Source organism: Litorisediminicola beolgyonensis (assembly GCF_042679605.1).
In the GTDB taxonomy this organism is placed as follows: domain Bacteria; phylum Pseudomonadota; class Alphaproteobacteria; order Rhodobacterales; family Rhodobacteraceae; genus Litorisediminicola; species Litorisediminicola beolgyonensis.
Genome location: NZ_JBHTMU010000033.1, coordinates 24390 through 46281, shown reverse-complemented (window position 1 = coordinate 46281; position 21892 = coordinate 24390). Strand labels below are relative to the sequence as shown.

General features: G+C 67.4%; 24 protein-coding genes. 2 read left to right on the top strand and 22 right to left on the bottom strand.

The genetic code is table 11. The features are described from left to right. From ACFQ4E_RS15905 to ribA, 5 genes are all read right to left on the bottom strand, one after another. Positions 1-464: SseB family protein (locus tag ACFQ4E_RS15905; RefSeq protein ID WP_386805275.1), on the bottom strand; the 464-nt coding region annotated here is incomplete at its 3' end. Between the two features lie 8 nt (positions 465-472). Further along, complete coding sequence (locus ACFQ4E_RS15900; protein WP_386805271.1) at positions 473-1066, bottom strand: uracil-DNA glycosylase family protein; 594 nt, start codon at positions 1064-1066, stop codon at positions 473-475. After that, positions 1063-1578, bottom strand: coding sequence for a L,D-transpeptidase family protein (locus ACFQ4E_RS15895; protein ID WP_386805269.1), 516 nt, complete (start codon positions 1576-1578; stop codon positions 1063-1065). Before ACFQ4E_RS15895 ends, ACFQ4E_RS15900 begins: the two co-directional genes overlap by 4 nt. Next, on the bottom strand, positions 1575-2576 hold the full coding sequence (locus ACFQ4E_RS15890) for an LLM class flavin-dependent oxidoreductase (RefSeq protein WP_386805267.1): 1002 nt from the start codon (positions 2574-2576) through the stop codon (positions 1575-1577). The genes ACFQ4E_RS15895 and ACFQ4E_RS15890 overlap by 4 nt, the downstream gene beginning before the upstream one ends. A 116-nt stretch (positions 2577-2692) precedes the next feature. Beyond that, positions 2693-3766 (bottom strand): GTP cyclohydrolase II, encoded by a 1074-nt coding sequence (gene ribA / locus ACFQ4E_RS15885; protein ID WP_386805265.1) that lies wholly within the window; start codon positions 3764-3766, stop codon positions 2693-2695. 120 nt (positions 3767-3886) lie between these two features. Here ribA and ACFQ4E_RS15880 point away from each other — a divergent pair, with 120 nt between their 5' ends. Both ACFQ4E_RS15880 and ACFQ4E_RS15875 read left to right on the top strand, forming a co-directional pair. Then, a complete protein-coding gene (locus tag ACFQ4E_RS15880; RefSeq protein WP_386805263.1) occupies positions 3887-4573 on the top strand; it encodes a response regulator transcription factor in 687 nt (228 codons plus the stop codon). 217 nt (positions 4574-4790) lie between these two features. Continuing rightward, positions 4791-5201 (top strand): DUF4304 domain-containing protein, encoded by a 411-nt coding sequence (locus tag ACFQ4E_RS15875; RefSeq protein ID WP_386805261.1) that lies wholly within the window; start codon positions 4791-4793, stop codon positions 5199-5201. 51 nt (positions 5202-5252) lie between these two features. Here the strand turns inward: ACFQ4E_RS15875 and pnp are convergent, their stop codons facing one another. The 17 genes from pnp to ACFQ4E_RS15790 all read right to left on the bottom strand — a co-directional run bounded on the left by pnp (position 5253) and on the right by ACFQ4E_RS15790 (position 21859). Beyond that, positions 5253-7397: a polyribonucleotide nucleotidyltransferase gene (gene pnp / locus ACFQ4E_RS15870; protein ID WP_386805259.1), complete on the bottom strand. Its 2145-nt coding sequence runs from the start codon at positions 7395-7397 to the stop codon at positions 5253-5255. Positions 7398-7606: 209 nt separating this feature from the next. Beyond that, complete coding sequence (locus ACFQ4E_RS15865) at positions 7607-8323, bottom strand: sterol desaturase family protein (protein ID WP_386805258.1); 717 nt, start codon at positions 8321-8323, stop codon at positions 7607-7609. A gap of 126 nt (positions 8324-8449) precedes the next feature. Further along, positions 8450-8719: a 30S ribosomal protein S15 gene (gene rpsO, locus ACFQ4E_RS15860; RefSeq protein ID WP_386805256.1), complete on the bottom strand. Its 270-nt coding sequence runs from the start codon at positions 8717-8719 to the stop codon at positions 8450-8452. A 430-nt stretch (positions 8720-9149) separates the two neighbouring features. Further along, positions 9150-10130, bottom strand: a complete 981-nt coding sequence (locus ACFQ4E_RS15855) for a calcium-binding protein (RefSeq protein WP_386805254.1) — start codon at positions 10128-10130, stop codon at positions 9150-9152. 77 nt (positions 10131-10207) lie between these two features. Next, a complete protein-coding gene (locus tag ACFQ4E_RS15850) occupies positions 10208-10738 on the bottom strand; it encodes a DUF1643 domain-containing protein (protein WP_386805253.1) in 531 nt (176 codons plus the stop codon). Then, positions 10735-11643 (bottom strand): tRNA pseudouridine(55) synthase TruB, encoded by a 909-nt coding sequence (gene truB / locus ACFQ4E_RS15845; RefSeq protein WP_386805251.1) that lies wholly within the window; start codon positions 11641-11643, stop codon positions 10735-10737. Before truB ends, ACFQ4E_RS15850 begins: the two co-directional genes overlap by 4 nt. 55 nt (positions 11644-11698) lie before the next feature. Next, complete coding sequence (locus ACFQ4E_RS15840; RefSeq protein ID WP_386805249.1) at positions 11699-13087, bottom strand: MATE family efflux transporter; 1389 nt, start codon at positions 13085-13087, stop codon at positions 11699-11701. A 77-nt stretch (positions 13088-13164) separates the two neighbouring features. Then, complete coding sequence (locus ACFQ4E_RS15835; RefSeq protein ID WP_386805247.1) at positions 13165-13347, bottom strand: Trm112 family protein; 183 nt, start codon at positions 13345-13347, stop codon at positions 13165-13167. Further along, on the bottom strand, positions 13344-13985 hold the full coding sequence (locus tag ACFQ4E_RS15830; RefSeq protein ID WP_386805245.1) for an LON peptidase substrate-binding domain-containing protein: 642 nt from the start codon (positions 13983-13985) through the stop codon (positions 13344-13346). Before ACFQ4E_RS15830 ends, ACFQ4E_RS15835 begins: the two co-directional genes overlap by 4 nt. A gap of 27 nt (positions 13986-14012) precedes the next feature. Continuing rightward, entirely contained in the window at positions 14013-14927 is a 915-nt protein-coding gene (trxA, locus tag ACFQ4E_RS15825; protein ID WP_386805243.1) for a thioredoxin, read from the bottom strand. Positions 14928-15010: 83 nt separating this feature from the next. Further along, positions 15011-15301 (bottom strand): hypothetical protein, encoded by a 291-nt coding sequence (locus ACFQ4E_RS15820; protein WP_386805241.1) that lies wholly within the window; start codon positions 15299-15301, stop codon positions 15011-15013. Continuing rightward, positions 15291-16337 carry a hypothetical protein gene (locus tag ACFQ4E_RS15815; protein WP_386805239.1) on the bottom strand — a complete coding sequence of 349 codons (1047 nt, stop codon included), beginning with the start codon at positions 16335-16337 and terminating at the stop codon, positions 15291-15293. Before ACFQ4E_RS15815 ends, ACFQ4E_RS15820 begins: the two co-directional genes overlap by 11 nt. A 3-nt stretch (positions 16338-16340) precedes the next feature. Continuing rightward, positions 16341-16748 (bottom strand): hypothetical protein, encoded by a 408-nt coding sequence (locus ACFQ4E_RS15810; RefSeq protein WP_386805237.1) that lies wholly within the window; start codon positions 16746-16748, stop codon positions 16341-16343. Next, on the bottom strand, positions 16748-18232 hold the full coding sequence (locus ACFQ4E_RS15805) for an FAD-dependent oxidoreductase (protein WP_386805236.1): 1485 nt from the start codon (positions 18230-18232) through the stop codon (positions 16748-16750). The genes ACFQ4E_RS15810 and ACFQ4E_RS15805 overlap by 1 nt, the downstream gene beginning before the upstream one ends. Before the next feature lie 194 nt (positions 18233-18426). After that, complete coding sequence (locus ACFQ4E_RS15800; RefSeq protein WP_386805234.1) at positions 18427-19215, bottom strand: exodeoxyribonuclease III; 789 nt, start codon at positions 19213-19215, stop codon at positions 18427-18429. Positions 19216-19439: 224 nt separating this feature from the next. Next, the gene (locus ACFQ4E_RS15795) at positions 19440-20681 is read right to left on the bottom strand and encodes an AIPR family protein (RefSeq protein WP_386805232.1); all 1242 of its coding nucleotides are present in this window, start codon (positions 20679-20681) and stop codon (positions 19440-19442) included. Between the two features lie 140 nt (positions 20682-20821). Further along, positions 20822-21859, bottom strand: coding sequence for a succinylglutamate desuccinylase/aspartoacylase family protein (locus tag ACFQ4E_RS15790; protein WP_386805230.1), 1038 nt, complete (start codon positions 21857-21859; stop codon positions 20822-20824). Between the last annotated feature and the right edge of the window lie 33 nt (positions 21860-21892).

Below are 21892 nucleotides of genomic sequence, written 5' to 3'. Positions count from 1 at the left end.
AGCCGCGCATCGAGCGCGGTGAGCAGCGTCTCGGGCAGCGTCCCGGGCGCGCTCAGCTCGGCCGCCGCGAGCGCCGCCTCGGTGGGCCCGTGATCCAGCGTCTCGACCAGCCACCCCATCGCCTCGGGTGGCAGGAGCGTCGCCGAGGGCGCGTCTTCGAGATTGAGCCCGAGCCCGATCCCCTGCCCCGCCAGCATCTGCGCCACCACGCGGCCCGGCAGCGCGGCATAGGGCGACGGCCGCCCGGTGAACCCGCTCAACCGGTCCTCGCGGTCGAAGACCAGCACGAAGCGCGCGTCGCCCAGGTCGAACAGCTCGGGCTCCAGCGTCTCGCCCTCGGCCTCGCGCGCGAGAAGGAGAAACAGCTCGCTATCGGCGAGCGCGGCGTAGAAGCGCAGCCGCGCGGCATCGTCGCCCGCCTCCATCTCGGTGAAGGCGCGGTCGAGCGCGGTCTCTTCGGTGATGCCAGGGTTCATGCCAGGACCTCCGCGACACGGGCGCGAAGCGCGGGCAGAAGCTCGGCCTCGAACCAGGGGTGACGTTTGAGCCAGCCGGTATTGCGCCAGGAGGGGTGCGGCAAGGCGATGGCGGCGGGCAAAAGGTCGCGCCAGCGGGACACCGCGTCAGCGACCGTCCCCTTTGTCCCCAGGTGATAGCGCTGGGCGTATTGGCCGATGGCGACCGTCAGGGGCTTCGGCCCGAGCGCTGCCATCACCCGATCGTGCCAGGTCGCGCGGCAGAGGGGCGGCGGCGGCAGGTCCGACCCAGCGGCATCGTAGCCCGGAAAGCAGAAGGCCATCGGCACCACCGCCACGCGGGTCCGGTCGTAGAAGCTGTCGCGGTCGATCCCGAGCCAGTCGCGCAGCCGGTCGCCCGAGCGGTCGTCGAAGGGGCGGCCGCTCTCATGCACCCGCATCCCCGGCGCCTGCCCCGCGATCAGGAGCCGCGCACCCGCCTCGAACCAGGGCACAGGGCGTGGCGCATGGGCCGTGGCGGTGGCGGCGAAGCGCTCCGCACAGAGGCGGCAGCCACGGATCTCGGTCACCAGGTCGGCGGCGTCGCTCATCGCTCCCGCGCCAGCGCCTCGGGCACGATCAGCCGCGTCTCGTACGAGATCAGCCGGGTGATCCGCCGCAGGTGATCGCGCCGGAACGCGATGCAGCCCTCGGTCGGAAAGCCCGGGCGGCGCCATTGATGAAGAAAGATCGCCGAGCCGCGCCCGCGCTCGGCCCTGGGCCAGTTCCAGTCCGTGATCAGCACGATGTCATAAAGCGGGTCGGCGCGGCGGAGCCGTTCGTGGCTGCCCGCATAGGGCGCGCGCACCATGAGGTTGTAGTCCTCGTCCCGCGCATCGTCGGACCAGAGATCGCCGGGCCGGATCGGCACCGCCCAATCGGCGGGCTGTGCGATCCGGTCGGGCCGGTAGAGGAGCCCGACGATCCGGTGCACGCCCGCGGGCGTCGCGCCGTCGCCCTCGCGCTTGTCGGTGCGGACGCCGCCCTTGCCGATGGTGCAGGGCCAGAGCCTGCCCGCAAAGCGCAGGCCACCCCGTGTCAGCACCATGTCGCGCGCGCTCATGCGGCGGCCTTTTCGCCGAGCCGCGCCATCACCTCCGCCGCGATCTCGAAGGAGCGCAGGCGCGCCCCGTGGTCGTGGATCTGCCCGGTCAGGATGACCTCGTCGGGCCGGTGTCGCGCAATCAGCGCGCCGAGCTGCCGCTCGACGCTGGCGGGCGCGCCGACGGCGCTCACCGACAGCGCCTGGTTCACCTGCACCTGCGCGCCGGACGGGATGACCTGGTCCAGATCCTCGACCGGCGCGGGCAGCTTGCCGGGGCGTCCTGTCCTCAGCCGGTAGAAGGCCTGCTGCATCGAGGTCCGGAGCCGCGCGCCCTCCGCATCGCTGTCGGCGGCGAAGACATTGACCGCGAGCATCGCATGCGGCCGCTCCAGCGCCTCCGAGGGCCGGAACTTCGCACGATAAAGCGCAAAGGCCTCCTCGAGCGCGGCAGGCGCGAAATGCGAGGCGAAAGCGTAGGGCAGCCCGAAATAGGCCGCGACCTGCGCGCCGTAGAGCGACGAGCCGAGGATCCAGAGCGGCACGCCGGTGCCCGCGCCGGGATGGGCGTTGACCGGCGCCTCGGGATCGAGCGGGCCGAAGAGCCGCGTGAGCTCGGCCACCTCCTCGGGGAAGCGCTCGGCACGCTCATGGCTCACGCCCAGCGCCTGCATCACCGCGTGATCTCCGCCGGGGGCGCGTCCGAGCCCCAGGTCGATCCGCCCGGGATAGAGCGTCGCCAGCGTGCCGAAAGCCTCGGCCACCGCAAGCGGCGCGTGGTTCGGGAGCATGATCCCGCCCGCGCCGACGCGCATCTCCCGCGTCCGCGCCGCGACGTGGCCGATCAGCACCGCCGTCGCCGCCGACGCGATCCCGGGCATGTTGTGATGCTCGGCCAGCCAGTAGCGGTGATAGCCCCAGTGCTCGGCCGCCTCGGCCAGCTCGCCCAGATTGGCCAGCGCCGTCGCGGTGTCCGCGCCCTCGGGCACCGGCGCCAGATCGAGAAGGGAATAACGCATGGAGAAAGCTCCTTTCCCAAGGCTACCTAAGGGCCGCCGGTCGCCGCTCCAAGCCCCGCCCCTGCAGGCTTCTTCTTTTTCCAAATACGCACTCCGCACCCGTCGCCCGCGGAGGGTCAGAGGAGATGCCCGGACTTCGCCGCCTTGGTCAGGAGGTAGTGATGGTTGAAGCGCGTCTCGCCGACCTTGAGCGGCACCCGCTCGGTCACCGACAGGCCGCATTCCTCCATCCGCGCGATCTTGGCGGGGTTGTTGGTCAGAAGCCGCACCGATCCGAAGCCCAGCCGCGACAGGATCTGCGCGCCCAGCCGGAAATCGCGCTCGTCATCCTCGAAGCCAAGCCGGTGATTGGCCTCGACCGTGTCGAAGCCCTGATCCTGCAGGGCATAGGCGCGCATCTTGTTGGCAAGCCCGATGCCCCGGCCCTCCTGGTTGAGATAGAGAAGCACGCCCGCCCCCTCCTCGCCCATCTTGCCCAGCGCGGCATTGAGCTGCGGGCCGCAATCGCATTTGAGCGAGCCCAGGAGATCGCCGGTGAAACAGGCCGAATGCAGCCGCGCCAGCACCGGCTGGGCGCGGTCGGGGCGGCCGATCTCGATGGCGTAATGCTCGTCCGAGCCGTCCTCGGGGCGGAAGATATGGAGCCGCGCCTCCTCGGCATGGAAGAGCGGCACGCGCGCGGTCACGACATGCTCCAGCTCGGGCAGCGCGTCGAGATGCGGGGCAGCGGTCTCCGCGTCGATCCAGGTGAGGCCCGGGGGCGCGTCGGCGACCGTCAGCACCAGCGCCGCGGGCAGGAGCCGCGCGGATTTCGCCAGCCGGATCGCCAGCCGCTCGAGCCCCGCATCGCCACCGCGACGGGTCAGGAGCGGGCCCTTCATCGGCCGCCGCAGATCGTCCTTCGGATCGGCCACCGCGCGCAGCCAGTCGGCGCTGGCACCATCGGGCAGAGCCACGCGCGCGAGGTCGCCATCATAGGCGCGCGCCTTCAGCGTCTCGGCCCGCCGGGCGGTGAGCGCCAGCTCGGGCTCTCCGAGCCTGCGCATCTCGCCGAGCCGCGCGGGCGAGAGCGTCTCGATCGCCGCGACCAGCGCCAGGCGCTCCGCACCCTCCAGAACCACGGGCAGGCCCATTCGCAGGTCGGCACGGGCGCGGGCAAGGGTCTCGGAGAGGGTCGGAGTGAGGGCCATGGAGGGTCCGTTTGTAACGTAACGCCCCCCGATTACACGACCCCGTGAGAGAGTTGCAGCAAAACTTGGCAGCGCGCACGCGGCTTCACATGTCGATCACGAAGACAGGAGGACAAGACGATGGCTCAGCTGAAAAACATCTTGCTCGTCGATGACGATGACGACCTGCGCGAAGCCCTGGCCGAGCAGCTGGTCCTGACCGAGGATTTCGAGGTGTTCGAGGCCGAGAACGGCCAGAGCGCCATGACACGCGCCAAGGAGCAGATCTACGATCTGATCATCCTCGACGTGGGCCTGCCCGACACCGATGGCCGCGAGCTCTGCAAACTGATGCGCAAGCAGGGGGTGAAATCTCCGATCGTCATGCTCACGGGCCACGACTCGGACGCGGACACGATCCTCGGGCTGGACGCGGGCGCGAACGACTATGTCACCAAGCCCTTCAAGTTCCCGGTGCTCCTTGCCCGCATCCGCGCGCAGCTGCGCCAGCACGAGCAGTCCGAGGACGCGATCTTCCAGCTCGGGCCCTACAGCTTCCGCCCGTCGATGAAGCTTCTCGTGACCGAGGACGACAAGAAGATCCGCCTGACCGAGAAAGAGACCAACATCCTGAAGTTCCTGCATCGCGCGCCCGACGGGGTCGTACCGCGCGACGTGCTCTTGCACGAGGTCTGGGGCTACAACGCGGGCGTGACCACCCACACGCTCGAGACGCATATCTACCGCCTGCGCCAGAAGATCGAGCCTGACCCCTCGAACGCCCGGCTCCTGGTCACCGAAAGCGGCGGCTACCGGCTGGTTTCGTAACCTGATCGGGGGTGTTCCCAAGATGCCAAAATAATTGGCAGAGCTTGGGAACCCTTCCGGGATCAAGGCGTTACGAAGGCAACCCGTCGCATGTGCGGTCAATCACATGCACCTCCCTGTTGGACTGACCGGGCTCTTCGGAGACCCGGTCTTTTTTTTGAATGAGGCCATAGCGTTTCGGCTAGGTCCTGAAGCGGCGCGGGCCTACCCTGCGGCCATGTCCGCCCCTCAAAGCTTTCCCGTCCCGACCGAGGCCGCGTTGTCCGAGATGCTCATCGCGCGGGGCTTCGCCCGGCGGAGGCCGCGCGTCTGGACGCGGGGCTGCGCAGAGGTCCTGCAGGTGGTCCATCTCCAGCGCTCGCAATACGACCCGGACAGGCGGTATCTGAACTTCGCGCTCTGGCCACTGGTCTGGGGCGCGCCACCGACCCCGGCCGAGAGCAAGATGCCGTTTCGGACCCGCGCCGAGAGCCTGAAGGCCCGCGACATGGCCGGGTTCTTTGCGCGGATCGACGGGCTGACCACGCTCGCGCATTTGGCCGAGGCCCTGGCGCAGAGCGACATAGCCGGGCTCGTGTCGCGCGACCTGCGCGACCTTCTGTCCGCAGAGCATCCTCAGGCTCAATGAAAAAGGCCCCGCCATGCAACGGGGCCTTTCCGGTTTCGAAGGGGCGGAGGATTACTCCGCGTCTTCTTTCTGCTTGCTCTCGGGCGCGGCCTCCTGGCCGGTCTCCTGGTCGACGACCTTCATCGACAGGCGCACCTTGCCGCGATCGTCGAAGCCCAGAAGCTTGACCCAGACCTCCTGGCCTTCCTTCAGAACGTCCGAGGGATGGTTCAGGCGGCGGTTCTCGATCTGGCTGACATGCACGAGGCCGTCACGCTTGCCGAAGAAGTTCACGAAGGCGCCGAAATCGACGATCTTCACGACCTTGCCCTTGTAGATGCCGCCTTCTTCCGGCTCCGCCACGATCGAGTGGATCATGTCGTAGGCCTTCTGGATGGCTTCGCCGTTCGGCGAGGCGATCTTGATGATGCCGTCGTCGTTGATGTCGACCTTGGCGCCCGAGACCTCGACGATCTCGCGGATCACCTTGCCGCCCGAGCCGATCACTTCGCGGATCTTGTCGGTCGGGATCTGCATGGTCTCGATGCGCGGCGCGTGAACCGAGAACTCGCCGGTCTCGGAGAGCGCCTTGTTCATCTCGCCCAGGATGTGCAGACGGCCTTCCTTGGCCTGGGCCAGGGCTTTCTTCATGATCTCGGGCGTGATGCCTGCGACCTTGATGTCCATCTGCAGCGAGGTGATGCCGTTCTCGGTGCCCGCGACCTTGAAGTCCATGTCGCCGAGGTGATCCTCGTCGCCCAGGATGTCGGTCAGGACCGCGTAGGAGCCGTCCTCTTCGAGCACGAGACCCATCGCCACACCGGCGACCGCGGCCTTGAGCGGCACGCCCGCATCCATCATCGACAGCGACCCGCCACAGACCGAGGCCATGGAGGAGGAGCCGTTCGACTCGGTGATCTCGGAGACCACGCGGATGGTGTAGGGGAAGTCGGTCGCAGCCGGCAGAACCGCCTGGAGCGCGCGCCAGGCCAGCTTGCCGTGGCCGATCTCGCGGCGTCCCGGAGGGCCGACGCGGCCCGCTTCACCGACCGAATAGGGCGGGAAGTTGTAGTGCAAGAGGAAGTTCGAGCGGAAATTCCCGTGCAGCGCGTCGATGATCTGCTCGTCGTCACCGGTGCCGAGCGTGGTGACCACGAGGCCCTGCGTCTCGCCACGGGTGAAGAGCGCCGAGCCGTGGGTCCGCGGCAGGATGCCGGTCTCGGCCACGATCGAGCGCACCTGGTCGAGCGCTCGGCCGTCGATCCGCTTGCCTTCCTTGACCACCGAGCCGCGCAGAACGCCGGACTCGAGCTTCTTCAGCGCGGAGCCGAGGTTCGGATCGGCGCGCTCGTCTTCCGACAGCGCCTCCTTGATCGCCGCCTTGGCCTCGGCCACGGCGGTGGTGCGCTCCTGCTTGTCGAGGATCGCGTAGGCGGCGCGCATCTTCTCTTCGCCCTCGGCTTTCACGCGCTCGTAGAGTGCCGAGTAATCCGGCGGCTGGAAGTCGAAGGGCTCTTTCGCGGCGTCTTCGGCCAGGTCGATGATCAGGTCGATCACCGGCTGGATCTGCTCGTGCGCGAAGGTCACGGCGCCCAGCATCTCGTCCTCGGTCAGCTCATAGGCCTCGGACTCGACCATCATCACCGCGTCCTTGGTGCCCGCGACCACGAGGTCGAGGCGCTGGTCGGGGTTGTTGCGCAGGTCCTGCATATCCTCGACCTCGGGGTTGAGGATGTATTCGCCATCCTCAAAGCCCACGCGGCAGCCCGCGATCGGGCCCATGAAGGGCGCGCCCGAGATGGTCAGCGCCGCCGACGCGGCGATCATCGCCACGATGTCGGGATCGTTGACGAGGTCGTGGCTCAGCACGGTGCACATCACGAGCACTTCGTTCTTGAAGCCGGGGACGAAGAGCGGGCGGATCGGACGGTCGATCAGGCGCGCGGTCAGCGTTTCCTTTTCGGTCGGACGGGCCTCGCGCTTGAAGAAGCCGCCGGGCACCTTGCCCGCGGCGTAGTATTTTTCCTGGTAGTGCACCGTGAGCGGGAAGAAGTCCTGCCCCTCTTTCGGCGCCTTGGCGAAGGTCACGTTGGCCATGACGGAGGTCTCGCCCAGGGTGGCGATGACCGAGCCGTCGGCCTGGCGCGCGACCTTGCCGGTTTCCAGCGTGAGCGTCTCTTCGCCCCACTGCATGGATTTCTTAGTGATATTGAACATCTAGCGTATCCTGTCTGGAAGCACTCCCGGGCCCTCCCGGGTCTTCCGTTGTCATGGCGGCCCCATTGCCGCCGACCCCTTCATCCTGCCATGCGCCGGGGTCGAAGCGTCACGTCTCAGATGCGCGGGGCGTACACGAGATGCGCGGCATTTGCAAAGAAGAAGGGCGTGAGGCGCGCGCGTGTCTCAGCGCGGCATCGCGGGTCCGCTCAGGCCCGTTTGGTGCCCGGGCGCGCGGGCAGGTTCCAGGCCTTGCGCGCGGTCACGAGGCGCAGATCCTCGGGGTCCATGCCGAGGCTCAGGATGGTGGCACGGTCGTAGCGGGCGCGGGCTGTCTCGGGGTCATGCGCGGTGCCGAAGAGCCGGTCGATCCAGCCCATGCCGAAGGTGACGTGGAAGGTCGCGTCGTGGTCCTGGAAGTGATGCGCGAGGTGGCTGCGGGTGACGCGCTGGCCGAACCAGCCCTTGGGCACGTTCAGATGCGCCAGCGTGTGGCAGTATTCGTAGAAGGCAAAGGCGCTGGCCGATCCGACGAAGATCGCGAGCGACGCGGCGAGCGCGGCATCGGCGAGGCCCATGAGCGGCCAGAGCGCCAGCGTGTGCAGGACCACCGAGGTGGCGGCGAACCGCACCGGGAACCAGTGATCGTCGCCGGTGAAGAACTCGGGGTCCGAGGGAAATTCGTGATGGCCGATATGGGCGCGGTAGAGGGCGTTGAAGACGCCCTGCTCCTGCGGCGGCTCGCGGTGGTAGAGGAAGCGGTGCATGCCGTATTCGACGAAGACCTGAACGGCCGCGCCGTAGAGCACGGCGAGGATCATCCAGGGCGCGCCCCAGATCAGCCCGGCCATGAGCGCGGCAATCGTGAACGGGGCCAGCCGCTGCAGGCTGCCCATGCGGATCAGGACGCTCAGGGTCTGGCGCATCGCGGGTCTCCTTCCCTTAGCGCCAGTATCCCGCGGCGATGCGCCCTGCGTCAAACCTGACCCTGCGTCGGACATGCAAAAAGGGGCCGCGCGAGCGACCCCTTCACCTGTCGGTCCGACGGTGGCTCAGCGGCGGATGCCGAGGCTGCCGATCAGCTTGCGATAGCGCTCTTCGTCGCGCGCCTTGAGGTAGTCGAGCAGCTTGCGGCGCTGGGCCACGAGCTTGAGAAGGCCACGGCGCGAGTGGTTGTCCTTCTTGTGGGTCTTGAAGTGCTCGGTCAGGGTCGAGATGCGGCTGGTCAGGATGGCAACCTGGACTTCGGGCGAACCGGTGTCGCCGTCCTTGGTCGCGTATTCCTTCATCAGGCGGGTCTTTTCTTCCGCGGTAATCGACATCGGGGTCTCCTTGGATATGTGTGTCAGGTCATGGCGCAAGCCGGGATGTCGTCCAGCAGGGCCCGTGGAGGGCCGCCCTTGAGCGGTCGCGCGAATATAGGCGCTTTCGGGTCGGGAGGGAAGGGGAAAAGGGCGCGGGGGTGGTGTCGGCTCTGCGGAGAGCGCAGGTCGGACGGACGGATCGCGCCTTTCCGGTGAGGGTCAGGGGTGTGCGGATGTGCCCCCGCAGACTGTTCTTGCCGCTCGAAGGCGTGTTGGCGTGTCGCGCTCTCATCTCGTGGGAGGCGCGCCCTCGGGCGGTGATCGCCGTTCACTGCGATCCCGTTCACTTTCATCGACGCTTACTTGGATCGCCGTTCGCGGGGAAAATCGCTTCGACGCAGAAGCGCCGCGCCCCGCTGCGCGCCTGTCCGGGATCGACCGCGCGTTGTCAGAGGCCCGCCAGCGTGCCCGCAGCGCTCATCGGGATCAGGACGATCGCGTCGAGGCTCGGGGCATCGGCGGTTGGAAGCGAGGCGACCACGTCGCCGTCGAGGCGGATATGGGTCAGGTCGGGATCGTCGGGATCGGGCTCGATGCTGAGGTCGGGATCGGTGTCGAGCGCATCGTCGTAGAGCACCAGCATCCGGTCCTCCGCGCCGTCGAAATCGACGATCTCCGCGCCGCCGCCGGTCATGTCGCTCGCGGCGAGGATGAAGCTGTCGGCATCCGCGCCGCCGGTCAGCACATCGCCACCGCCGCCGACCAGCGTGTCGGCCCCGGCGCCACCGTTCAGGAAGTCGGTCTCGCCATCGCCCTGCCCTTCGAGCAGGTCGTCATCCCAGCCGCCGAAGAGCGTGTCGGTGCCCGCGCCGCCGCGCAGCGTGTCGTCGCCTTCGCGGCCGTCGAGTGCGTCATCGCCCGCGCCGCCATCAAGGAGGTCGGCGTCGAGCCCGCCATGCAGCGAGTCCTCTCCGTCGCCGCCGAAGATCTCGTCACCGCCCGCGTGGGCGAAGAGCGTGTCGTCGCCGCTGCCGCCCTCGAGCGTATCGGCGCCCTCGTCGCCATGCATCAGGTCGTCGCCCGCGCCGCCATCGAGCCAGTCGTCGCCGTCGCCGCCGCTCGTCTCGTCGCCACCGGCGAGCCCCGACAGCCAGTCGGCGAGCGCGCTGCCGCCCAGGTGATCGGCGGCTTCCGGTCCTGTCTGTGGCTGGAGGCCGCCTGAGGTCTCGGCGCTGTGCTCTTCGGCCTCGACCGCCGAGGCGTCGTCGGCGAAGGCCGAGTCCATCAGCTGCAGGGAGGCGGGAGCCTCGTAGGCGGGCGCCTCATCGCCGCTGCTCTCGTCGTCTTCCGCGACATCCGCGTCTTCGGTTCCGATGATCGCGACCGATCCCAGAACCATCATACCCATCAAACCCGTAAGCCATAACATGGCGCGACATCCCAGAAAGAGCCCCGGGAAATGTCCCCCATTTGTTCTCCCCTTTCAACGGTTTTCGCGCCCGGTGGTTAACGCTCGAGGTAGCGCGCCTCGGCGGGCCAGGGCGCGGGCTCGGTCGCGTAGGAGACATAGAGGGGATGGCGCGGGTGGCCGTCGCGGGTGAGGCCCAGATGCGAGAGCGGGCCGAGCCGCCGCGCCAGCGTCGCGGCGCGGTCGAGATGCGCGCCGTGGACGCCCCAGGCGGCGAGCGTCACCGACGCGCTTGCATGCCAATCGTCGATCACCGCGTCGGTCTCGGGGCCGATCGGATCGCGCGCGGCCTTGAGATCGGCGGGGCGCGTCGCGCGCCAGGCGAAGAGGTTGACGATGCCGAGCGCGCCGAAGCCCAGCTGCCGGGCGCGACGTTCGCAGCGCTCGATGGTCGGATCGTTCCTGAGCTCGGTGGCGGTCGAGGGGTTGAGCATCACGAACAAAAGCTCGCCCGCGTCGGCGTTCCAGACCCGGCGGAGGCCGTAGCGATAGCGCTCGCAGGGGGAATAGAGCGCCTCGGAGACGGTGTCGCCGTCCGCGTGCTGTCGCCGGATCAGGCGGTCCGTCATGCGCCCGCGAAGACGCGGCTCGGGTGCAGCGCGCCGCCGCGATACTGGCCGACGGCGACGGCCTGGCCCTCGAAGGAAGCCCAGCAGGTGTCGCCGAACTCGACATCGCGGGCGATCACCGGAGCGGGATTGCCGTTCCTGAGACTCGAGGCCGAGGCGCTGTCGCAGCGCGCCTCGGGCAGGTCGGCGAGCGCGATTTCGAGGGGCATCAGACGGGCGTCGAGCGCTTCGGTCCTGGCTTCGGCGTCGAGCGTCTCGAAGCTTACGCCCTCGGCGGCGTCGAAAGGGCCGGACCAGGTCCGGCGCAGCTCGCGCACATGGCCGAGACATCCGAGCGCGCGGCCGAGGTCGCGGGCGATGGCGCGCACGTAGCCGCCCTTGCCGCAGACCATCTCCAGCGTGACGTGGTCGGGATCCTCGCGGTCGACCAAGGTCAGCTCCTCGACCCAGAGGGGGCGCGCGGCGATCTCCATCTCCTCGCCGTCGCGGGCGCGTTTATAGGCGCGCTCGCCGTCGATCTTGACGGCGGAGAATTGCGGCGGGACCTGCATGATCTCGCCGACGAAGCCGTGCAGCGCTTCCTTGATCTCCTCGTCCGAGGGGCGGAGATCGGAGCGTTTGACCACCTCGCCCTCGGCATCGTCGGTATTGGTCTCGGCGCCGAGCGTGACGGTGAAGCGATAAGCCTTGAGCGCGTCGGTCACGAAGGGAATGGTCTTGGTCGCCTCGCCGAGCGCAATGGCCAGAACGCCGGTGGCCTCGGGGTCGAGGGTGCCGGCATGGCCCGCCTTCTTGGCGCCGAGCGCCCAGCGCACCTTGTTGACGACCTGGGTCGAGCTTGGACCGGCGGGCTTGTCCACCACCAGCCATCCCGAGATGTCCCGCCCCTTGCGCCTGCGTGCCATGATCCGTCCCGTTCTGCCGCGAAGGCCGGTCGGGTAGCGCAGGCCTCGGGGGGTGTCAATTCGACGGCGCGAGCCGCTCTGCCGGGGTGCGGACAAGCGGCTGATCGAGGTCGAGAAGCCCCACCGCCTGGCAAAGGACGAGCGCGCCCCAGGCGGCGGCGAGATTGGCGGCGATCGCCGCGCCGAGGATGCCCGGGTAGCCCAGCGCCAGCGCCCCGGCCCAGGCGAGCGGCACGTAGATCAGCGCGATGCGCGCCGCCGAGAGGGTCATCGACCAGATCGCCTTTTCGCGGGCGTTCATCGCGGCATTCGCGGTCACGAGGATGCCGTAGCCGAAAAAGCCGAGGCTGACCCAGCGCAGGTAGTCGGCGGCATAGGGCACGGCGTCGAGACCGTTGGTCATGAGCCGCGCCACCGGACCGGCGGTGAGCCACATCAGCGCGACGAGCGCCGCGCCGTAGCCCGCGCAGACGAGGAAGGTCAGGCGCACGGTGGCGCGCGCGCGGGCGTGGTCGCCCGCGCCCCAGGCCTGCCCCACGACCGGGCCGATCCCGGCCGAGAGCGCGAGCATCGGCACGAAGAGGAGCGACTGCACCCGCGTCGCCGCGCCGAAGCCGCCGACGGCCGCCTCGCCGAGCGTCGCCACGGCCGAGGTGACGAGCGCCATGCCCAGAGGGTTGATCGCGTTCGAGAGCGCCGCGGGCACGCCGGTCGCGCCGATCCTGCGGACCGAGCGGACGAGCCCGTCGGTCGCCTCGCGGGTGAGGGCCAGCCGCCCGGAGCGGAGCGCGTAGGCGAGAAGGCCGAGAAACGCGAGCGTGCGCGCGGCGGCGGTTGCGATGCCCGCGCCCTCGGTGCCCATCGCCGGGACCGGTCCCCAGCCGAAGATCAGGAGCGGGTCGAGCGCGACGTTCAGAAGGCTTTGCGCCACCATCGCGGTGGCGGCGATGCCGCTCTCGCCCCCGGCCTTGAAGACGGCGTTCAGGGATTGGCTGGCGACGATGAAGGGAAAGCCCAGGCACCACCACGGCATGTAGGCGAGGATCGCCGCGTGGACATCGCCCGTCGCGCCCATCGCCGTGAAGATCCAGGGCGAGAGGACCCAGAGCAGGAGCGCCGCGACGATGGCGCAGCCCACCGCGAGCACCAGCGCGTGCAGCGCGAGCCGCGCCTGCACCGGGTCGTCGGCCCCCGATTTCCCGAGCGCCTGGCTGACCACCGCGGAGGTGCCGGCGCTGAGCCCGATCGAGAGCGAGGTGATCGTCAGGATGACCGGGTAGATATAGCCGATGGCCGCGAGCGAGGTGCTGCCGTCGCGGGCGAGGAAGTAGCTGTCGGCAAGCCCGACCGAGAGGACGCCGAGAATGCCGACCGACATCGGCGCACTCACCGTCCAGAGCGCGCGCGCGACGCTCATCTCGTTCAGATTTCGGCTTTGCGACATGAGCCCGCCCGCTGGTTCAGCGCCAGCATCTAGGCCTGCGGCGGCGTTTGGCGAGACCTGCGGGCGCCGGGGCGCCGTCAGTCGAGGCGCCGCGCCTCGTCGACGAGCATCACCGGGATGCCGTCGCGGATCGGATAGGCCAGACCGGCATTGCGGCTGACCAGCTCCTGCTTGTCGGCGTCATAGTCGAGGCGCCCCTGTGTCTCGGGGCAGACGAGGCCGTCGAGCATGCGGCGGTCGAAGCGTTGGGTCTCGGTCATTGCATCACATCCTCTCCGCCGCCCCGGAGCGCGTATTCCATCAGGGTCACCAGCGTCTCGCGCCGGGTCGAGAGCGACGGCGCCTCAAGGAGCGCCTGCTTGTCCTCGGGGTCGAAATCCAGAAGCATCGCCAGCGAATTGATCAGGAGCTCGTCCTCGGCCTCTTTCAGCGTGTCCCAATCGGCGGACAGCTCGCGGGCGAGGAAATAGCGGTCGAGAAGCGCCAGGAAGCGCGGGCGGTCGAAATTGGTGTCCTCTTCGGTCGCGCCGCGATCGGCCTCGAACCCGGTCCAGCTGACCTCGCAGCGGCGATAGGGCGGGAAGCCCTCGATCTCCTGGCGGATGCGGAAGCGCGAGATGCCGGTGAGGGTGATCATGTAGCGCCCGTCCTCGGTCTCGGACATCTGCGTCACCCGCCCCGCGCAGCCGATGAGATGCAGGGGGCGGTCGCTCCGGCCGGGGATCTGCTGCGGCTGGACCATGCCGATCAGGCGATGATCGGTTTTCAGCGCGTCATCCAGCATCGCCAGATAGCGCGGCTCGAACAGGTGCAACGGCAACCGAGAGCGCGGCAGGAGCAGCGCCCCGGGAAGCGGAAATACCGGGATTACGTCAGGCAAATCGGTTGGCCGCGTCATGCCCTTGCAGCTAGTCCTAGGGCCCGGTCAGGCAAATATCATCGACGAGAGTTTGCGCCGTCCGTTGAGAACGATCGGATCGTTGGGCTTCAGCGCGTCGAAGAGCGTGAAGAGCTGGCTCTTGGCGGCGCCGTCGTTCCACTCGCGGTCGCGGCGGAAGAGCTCGAGCAGCTGGTCGACGGCCTCGCCGGTCTTGCCGTTGGCGGCGAGCGCCTGCGCATAATCGAAGCGGGCTTGATGATTGTCGGGATCGGCCTCGACCTGCTGGCCGAGTTCCGCGAGCGGTCCGGCGTTCTCGGCCTGCCGCGCGAGCTGGATTTGCGCATGGGCGGCCTCGAGCTCGGGCGCCTTCGAGATCTCCACCGGAGCGCCGTTCAGGATGGCCTCGGCCTGGTCGATCTCGCCAAGTGCGACATGGGCGCGCACCAGCCCGGCATAGGCCCGGGGGTTCTTGTCGTCCTCGCCGAGAACGGCGGTGAAGATCTGCACGGCGTCGGTGGCCGCGCCCTGCTCCAGCATCTCGTCGGCGGCGTCGAGCGCCTCGTCGAGCCCGCCCGAGGCGTCACCGCCCGATTGCTGGACGAGCCGGTCGATGAAGGCCTTGATCTCGGATTGCGGCACCGCGCCCTGGAAGCCGTCGACCGGCTGGCCCTGCCAGAAGGCGTAGACCGTCGGGATCGACTGGATGCGGAGCTGACCGGCGATGCTCTGCGCCTCGTCGACATTGACCTTGGCCATCTTCACCGCGCCCTTGGCGGCGCGGACGGCGTCCTCGAGCATCGGGCCGAGCGTCTTGCAGGGGCCGCACCACGGCGCCCAGAAATCGACGATCACCGGAACTTCGCGCGAAGCATCGACGACCTCGGCCATGAAGTCGCGCTCGGCCACGTCCTTGATGAGGTCCTGTCCGCCGGTTTGCTGACTGGTGCCAAGTTCGATCATCGTCTCGTCCCTCCGGGGCTCTCGTCTCTCATGTCCCCGTTCAGATGGAGAAGGCCGCCGTCCGATGCAAGGGCAGAAGCGGATCAGGCGCCGCCGGGAAGCGGCAGGCAGCCCGGCAGGCCCGCGGGCAGGACGAGCCGTCCCCCGGCGGCATAGAGCGCGCGGCCCATGCCCGGGACCTCGCCGCGGACCGCGATCCAGAAGGGCCCTGCCCCGGCGATGCCGAGGCCCTCGGGCAGCGCCGAGACAAAGCCGTCGGCAGGAAAGAGCACCACCGCGCCGGGGGCCTCGTCGGTCACCAGCATCACCAGAGAGAGCGTGCCGAGCCATCCCAGCGCCACCAGGGGCAGCGCCTTCAGGAGGCTAGTAATCATGGATGTGTTCGAGCCGCAGGAGGCCTTCCTGCATCCCGCGCAGCGTCTCGGCCAGCTCCGGGACCTTGACGAGCATCAGGAAGCGGCGGTCGTCGGTGCCCTGCACGCCGACGCTCATCAGCGAGCCCGGGGCCTGTTTCACCCGGTCAGACAGGACGGTGATCAGGATGTCGTCATTTCCCGCGATCTCGACGAACTCCGCCCCGTCGAGCGCCATCTGCTCCAGAAGCTTGGTCAGCTTCGCATAGCGCGGCACCTCCAGCTCGACCCCGGGTTCGCGGGGGCCGATGACGCTCACGCCGTCATAGGCGCCGAACTGCGACGGGCTGAGGCCCCAGGCGACCATGCGCAGGCTCTGCTCGTCCGGGCCGATCTCGGCGACGCGGTCGGCGATGAAGGCGGCGTAGCGCGCCTTGACGCGGTTCTCGATCCCGAGCGCGATCTCGCGCTCGTTGTCGCGCGGCGTGTCGGTGGCGGCGAGGTCGAGCTCGCGGTCATCCTCGAGGAAATCGTACTTGTACCAGGGCGTCTGGCGGAGGAAGGCCGCGTATTCCGCCGCCTGCCGGGCGGAGAGATCGTCGAGCGGCTCGCGCTCGGGTCCGCGGATGAGCGCGGCGATATGGCCGAAGGTCTCTTCATAGGCGGCCTTCAGCAGCATCTCGGCGGTGAAGCTCGCGCCGATCACGTAGACCATCTGCTTGGTCTCGCCATCGACGCCGCCATGCGCCGCCGACGCCTCGTTCAGCGTGCAGAGCGAGGACCAGAACCCCCAGATCGCGCCGAGGAAGGAGAAGTCATGCGGGTCCTCGTCCTCGATCACCCGTGCGTAATCGGTATAGGCGTGCACGATATGCCATTCGGGATAGGTCATCAGCGTGCGCGCCTCGGGCCGGTGATGCTCGGGCGGCAGGAGGCTCGCGTAGTCGTCGGCGAGCGGCTCGCCGCGGCAGGCGAACTCCACGTAGAGGATCGGCACGTAGAACGGAAAGCCCAGGATCAGCGCGGTCTTGATCAGGAATTTCAGGAGAGCCTTCATGCCTTATGCCTTGTCTCGTTCCAGCACGAGCCCGGAGATCAGAGCGATCCCGCCGAGCGCGATATGCGGCAGGTTGGCGAGGATCTTGAAGCCGAACTCCAGATCCAGCACGCCGTTCGTGAAGATGCCGAGGTCGAGATACCCGGACCCGGTCGCAAGCCCGAGGAGACCGTCGCCCAGGTAGAGCGCCCCGAAGAGCACCAGGAAGAGCCGCGCGGCGCGGCGCGAGGTCAGCCCCGCGATCAACGCCCAGAGCGCCGAGGCCGCGTGCAGCGCGTCGTCATAGAGATCGAGAGCGAAGATGCCGAAGGCCACGCCGTCGGCATCGGTGACGCCCGGGATGTAGTTCAGCGCCGCCGCTCCGAAGAGGACCACGGCATAGCCGAGCGCGATCGTCCGAAGCGGGCCCATCAGGCGAAATACCGGTCCCAGAACATGTTGCGGAACAGAAGATCGGGGTCGATCTCGCGCTTGCGCTGCGCGAATTCTCGGGCGTTCGGATAGCCCTGGCGCAGCTGCCGCCGTGTCGCGTGGGGACGGTAGGGCAGATAGTAGGTGCCGCCGAGGTCGATCACACGGTCGATCAGACTGCTGGTCATCCGCCGCATGTCGGTCTCGGCCCGCTCGGTCATCTCCTGGCTGAAGAGCATGACCGCGGCGATGCGCGGCTCGGGCGCGTAGGAGAGCACGGATTCGGTGTCCGCCGCGACATAGCGCAGCGTGACGTTCAGGAGCGACTGGTAGGACGAGGGGATCACCTCGCGGCAGGCGGTCACGAACTCCTCCCAGCGGTCGGGCGGCACGAAATACTCGTGCAGGATGTCGGTGCGGCTCGGGTCGAAGCCGCGCAGGGTCTCGACCGGCTCGTTCAGGAGCGTGTTGCGGGTCGTGGTGCCACCCGCGACGAGCGGTGCGATGTCGGTCTCGAAGCTCCAGCGCGCGGTCTTGACCGCCTCGCGGCCGAGCTGGCCGCGGAAGATGTAGCGCGAGGCGTGGCTCATCCAGTTCGAGGTGCCGACGGGCGGCAGGTCCGACTGGTCCTCGGTCGGCAGGTAGGTGACCATCAGCGCCTCGTCGAAGAAGGCGCCGCGCGCGACGTTCAGACGCCCGTAGCCCATGTTGGCGCGGCTCTCCTCGCCCGAGACGGCGGCGACGAAGGCGGGGCCGAACTCTTCGGCGGGCATGGTCTCGAAGAAGGGCACGAGACGGCGGTCGGGTTCGATCTCGATCACCAGCGACACGATCGCGCCGGTCAGGCCGTAGCCGCCCATCGTCATCGCGAAGAGCTCGGGTTCCTTGTCGCGGCTGATCTCGAGAAGCTCGCCGCCGGGCTCGACCAGGAACACCGAGCGCACGGTCGAGCCCATCGGGCCATAGGGCACGGGCCAGCCATGGGCGTTCACCGCGAAGGTCGAGGCGACGCCGAAATCGTTGTTGGATTGCATGACCTTGGGCCCGAAGCCCCAGCGGTCGAGCGCGGGGATGACCTCGGACCAGCGCGCCCCGGCATGGACAAGCGCGGTGCGGGCGTCAGTGTCGACCTCGACGGTGGCGTTCTCGAGCGTCACCGCGTGGCCGTTCTCGGGCAGTGCGTGGCCGCCCATCGAGTGGCGCGCGGCCGAGAGCGCGACGGGGCGGCCCTCTTCGCGGGCCTCGTCCATCTCGGCGCGGATCGCCTCGACCAGGCGTTCGCCGGGGTCACGCGTGACGGTGATGTGCTTGAAGACCGGGGTCTCGGAGAGCTTCGAGGCGTCGTTCAGCACCCCCTCCCCGCCTTCGGGCGCCAGCGACACGGTGCCGCCGAGCGACGGCAGTTTCTGGGCTTCCACCATCGCGGCGACCGCTCCGATGGCAGCGCCCGACCCGAACAAAAGAGCACGACGCGTGAGACTCATGACCTAATCCCGTTAACCTATCCCATCGGAGAGTATGCGCATCGGGACGGCGTTTCGCACCTGCGGAAATCACGCTCGTCCGCGACGTGGCGCGCGCGACACGGGTCGCGGCTGAAAGGGTCTGTCCTGAGGCGCGGGTTTCGGGCGTGATTGGGGCGTTTGGCGTGGGTTTCGCGCCGTTTTGGGCCGCTGCCTCAGAGATCGAAGGTGGCGAAGACCGGCGCGTGGTCCGAGGGCTGGTCCCAGCCGCGGACCGGGCGCAGGATGCGCGAGGAATGGGCGGCGTTCGAGATGTCGGGCGTGGCCCAGATGTGATCGAGACGGCGGCCCTTGTCGGCGGCATCCCAGTCGCGGGCGCGGTAGGACCACCAGGAATAGAGCTGGCCCTCGGGGATGTCCTGCCGGGTGACGTCGACCCAGGCGCCGGCCTCCTGCGTCTGGGCGAGATGCTCGACCTCGATGGGGGTGTGCGAGACGACCTTGAGAAGCTGCTTGTGGGACCAGACGTCGTCCTCGCGGGGCGCGATGTTGAGATCGCCGACGAGGATGGATTTCTCGGGGCGCGCGGCATGGGCCCAGTCGCGCATGTCGGTGAGGTAGTCGAGCTTCTGGCCGAACTTCTCGTTCACGGCGCGGTCGGGCACGTCGCCACCGGCGGGGACGTAGAAATTGTGGATGGTGACGCCGTTCTCAAGCTTGGCCGCGACGTGGCGGGCATGGCCGAGACCGGCGTAATCCTCGGCCCCCGCCTCTTCGAGCGGCAGCTTCGAGAGGATCATGACGCCGTTATAGCCCTTCTGCCCGCGGGCCACGCGATGGGTGTAGCCCAGGGCCTCGAAGGCCTCGACCGGGAGCTTCTCGACCGGGGACTTGGTCTCCTGCAGGCAGAGCACGTCCGGCTGCTCCTCGGTCAGAAGCCGGGCCACGAGCCCCTCGCGCAGACGGACGGAGTTGATGTTCCAGGTGGCGAGGGTGAAGGGCATGGGGGTCTCCGGAGTTGCGGCGTGTGCTTGATAAGTTACTGCTGAATTTACAGGAACTCAGAAAAAAGCCTGCGCGGACCGCTATGAACGCGGCCCGCGCCCGCAGTTATAGCGTGTCCGAGATCAGTAACAGGCCAACCAATAGCGCCAGCAGCACTATTGCGGTTCTACCAGTCGCTGCTGCTTCGAAGTTTGATCCAATACGGATCATGATTTTATCGCGCTTACTCCCCATCACGAGCCCCCGACTGAAGGCGCTCAAGTTGCTCGCGCAAATGAAAATTTTCGACCGTTTTGTAAAGTCCAGCCCAGTGATTTCGGTTTTTTCCGAGCACATTAGGAGCAGGCCCTATTTCTTTCACGGTTGCATGAGTCTCCCAAAAAATATCTGGAGCCACTTGCCTCCAGACTTTCTTGACATGCTCAAAGCCGCCATCCCATTCGGCCAGCCCACTCTCCGAGTTTTCTTTCACATAGTTTCGAAAAGCCCCAAGAATTGGATAAGCCGCGCCTTTCGTCAGTCTCTCTGGATGATTATCAAATCCGGCATACGGAAAAGAAAACCCATCCGGCTTGGAAGTTCTCTCGATATAGGCCGGCTTGGCGCCCTTGTTGCCAAGCGCCTCAGATCGGAACTTGATAAACTCCCGCCTAATTATATCGTAAAGGGCAAGGATATCAGGAACCAAACCTTCTAATTTATGATACTTCCTCAGCTCTGGCGCATCTCGATATTGAGAGAAATCTTCTCCAAACTTCTTTAGAGGAGTAGACCACTTCTCGTAGGAGGAAATTGGATACTTACCCTTTCGGTTCGGGAAGTCGAAGATGTTCATTAATTCCATGAGAGCGATTATCTCACGAACATCCAAATCTTCATCATCACTTTCTTTGTAAGCGACACTCCCGGACCACGGATACTTAGATATCGCATTCTTGATGCCCTGAAACGCACCATCCAACTCGTAGATGGACTCAGGCCGCACTGCGATCCCTGTATTTTGAGCCCGCGCGATATCTACACGCATAGTATGAGCATCTGGTCCATCCACGCCAGTAATAATCCTGACTTCAACGTGCTGACCTTCAGCGATAGTTCCATCTTCCTGACAAGACCAAATTAGATTGGCGGTATGCCCACCGTTAGCAATTCCATACTCGTCATCAATTAGAACATCGAAGATCCGCTTATCGACAGCCTCAACACTTTCCGCGATGACGGTTACCCCGAGGTTCAGTAGGTCGAAAGTTCCAGGTAGGGCGTTGTTGCCCCGCAAACTTTCTAACACGTCGGTGTAAACAGCGCGCTTCATCCCCGTCGCTTCACGAAGGTTAGCTTTCTGGGGCAAATTTTTTGGAAACTTGGAGGCAGGGACCAAAAAAGTAAATTTTTGGATGTCCGGGAAGTACGGGTGCTTGAAGCTCCGGGCTTCTGCAACCTCGAATCGGTAGGCCTTGGCCGCCATTGAGATGGCTCCCTATTTTCAGCTGACGATGCAGCTGGTGGTCTGCTGGCTCGATGGCGTTCAGCAGAGGGCACGATGGTCCATATTTAGTATACCCCAATCGGCGCCGCTCTACAAGTATGGTGGCGAACGTCTAAAGCTTAAATAATCTCATCCTCATCGAACAGCGCCGGGGCGTCGAGGTGTTCGGCGACGCCGGCCTGGGCGGCTTCGGGGGCCATGGCGCGGGCGGGTTCGGCGATGTGGAAGAGGGCGTCGCCTTCGTTGACGACCGGCAGGTTGGTGCGGCCGATGACGATGCCGGGGGTGGGGGTGCGGACCTCCTCTTCGTTCTCGCCGAAGGGATCCGACACGAGGCCCAGCACCTCGTCCTCGCGGACCCAGTCTCCGGCGGCCTTGAGGGTGCGCAGGAGCCCTCCTGACGGGGCGCGGAGCCAGTGGCTGCGGTCGCAGAGCACCGAGCCCGCGCGGGCGCGCGGCACGCCCCGGCCCGGGATCATGCCGAGATGCAGGAGCACGCGCAGGACGCCCGCGACCCCGGCCCGGGCGGCGGTCTCGTCGAAGCGGAGCCCCTCGCCCGCCTCGTAGAGCAGGACATCGACGCCCGCCGACGCGGCAGCCTCGCGGAGCGAGCCGTCGCGGACCTTGGAGGTCAGTGTGACCGGCGCGGCGAAGGCGGCTCCGAGCTCGCGCAGGCGCTGCGAGCCGGGGGTCAGGCGCAGTTGCGGCAGGTTGGTGCGGCCCACGGCGGCGGAATGCAGGTCGATACCGGTGTCGCAGCGCAGGACGACCTCGGTCAGGAAGAGATGGGCGAGGCGCGCGGCGAGGCTGCCCTCGGAATGGCCGGGGAAGGCGCGGTTCAGGTCGCGCCGGTCGGGCAGGTAGCGCGACTGGTTGAGAAAGCCGAAGGCGTTGACGATGGGCACCACGATCAGCGTGCCCGCGACCGAGCGGATCGGCGTGGCGCGCAGGAGGCGGCGGCAGATTTCGGCGCCGATCACCTCGTCGCCATGGATGCCCGCCGAGACGAAGACGCGAGGGCCCGGGCGGCGTCCGTGGATCACATGCGCCGAGAGCGTCACGGGTGTGTGGTCGGACAGCACCGAGACCGGCAGGTCGATGGTGCCACGGGTGCCGGGCGCGAGGGTCCGCCCGCCGAACTCGAAACTCTCTGTCATGGCGCCACTATCGCCGGGACGGCGCCGGGTGCA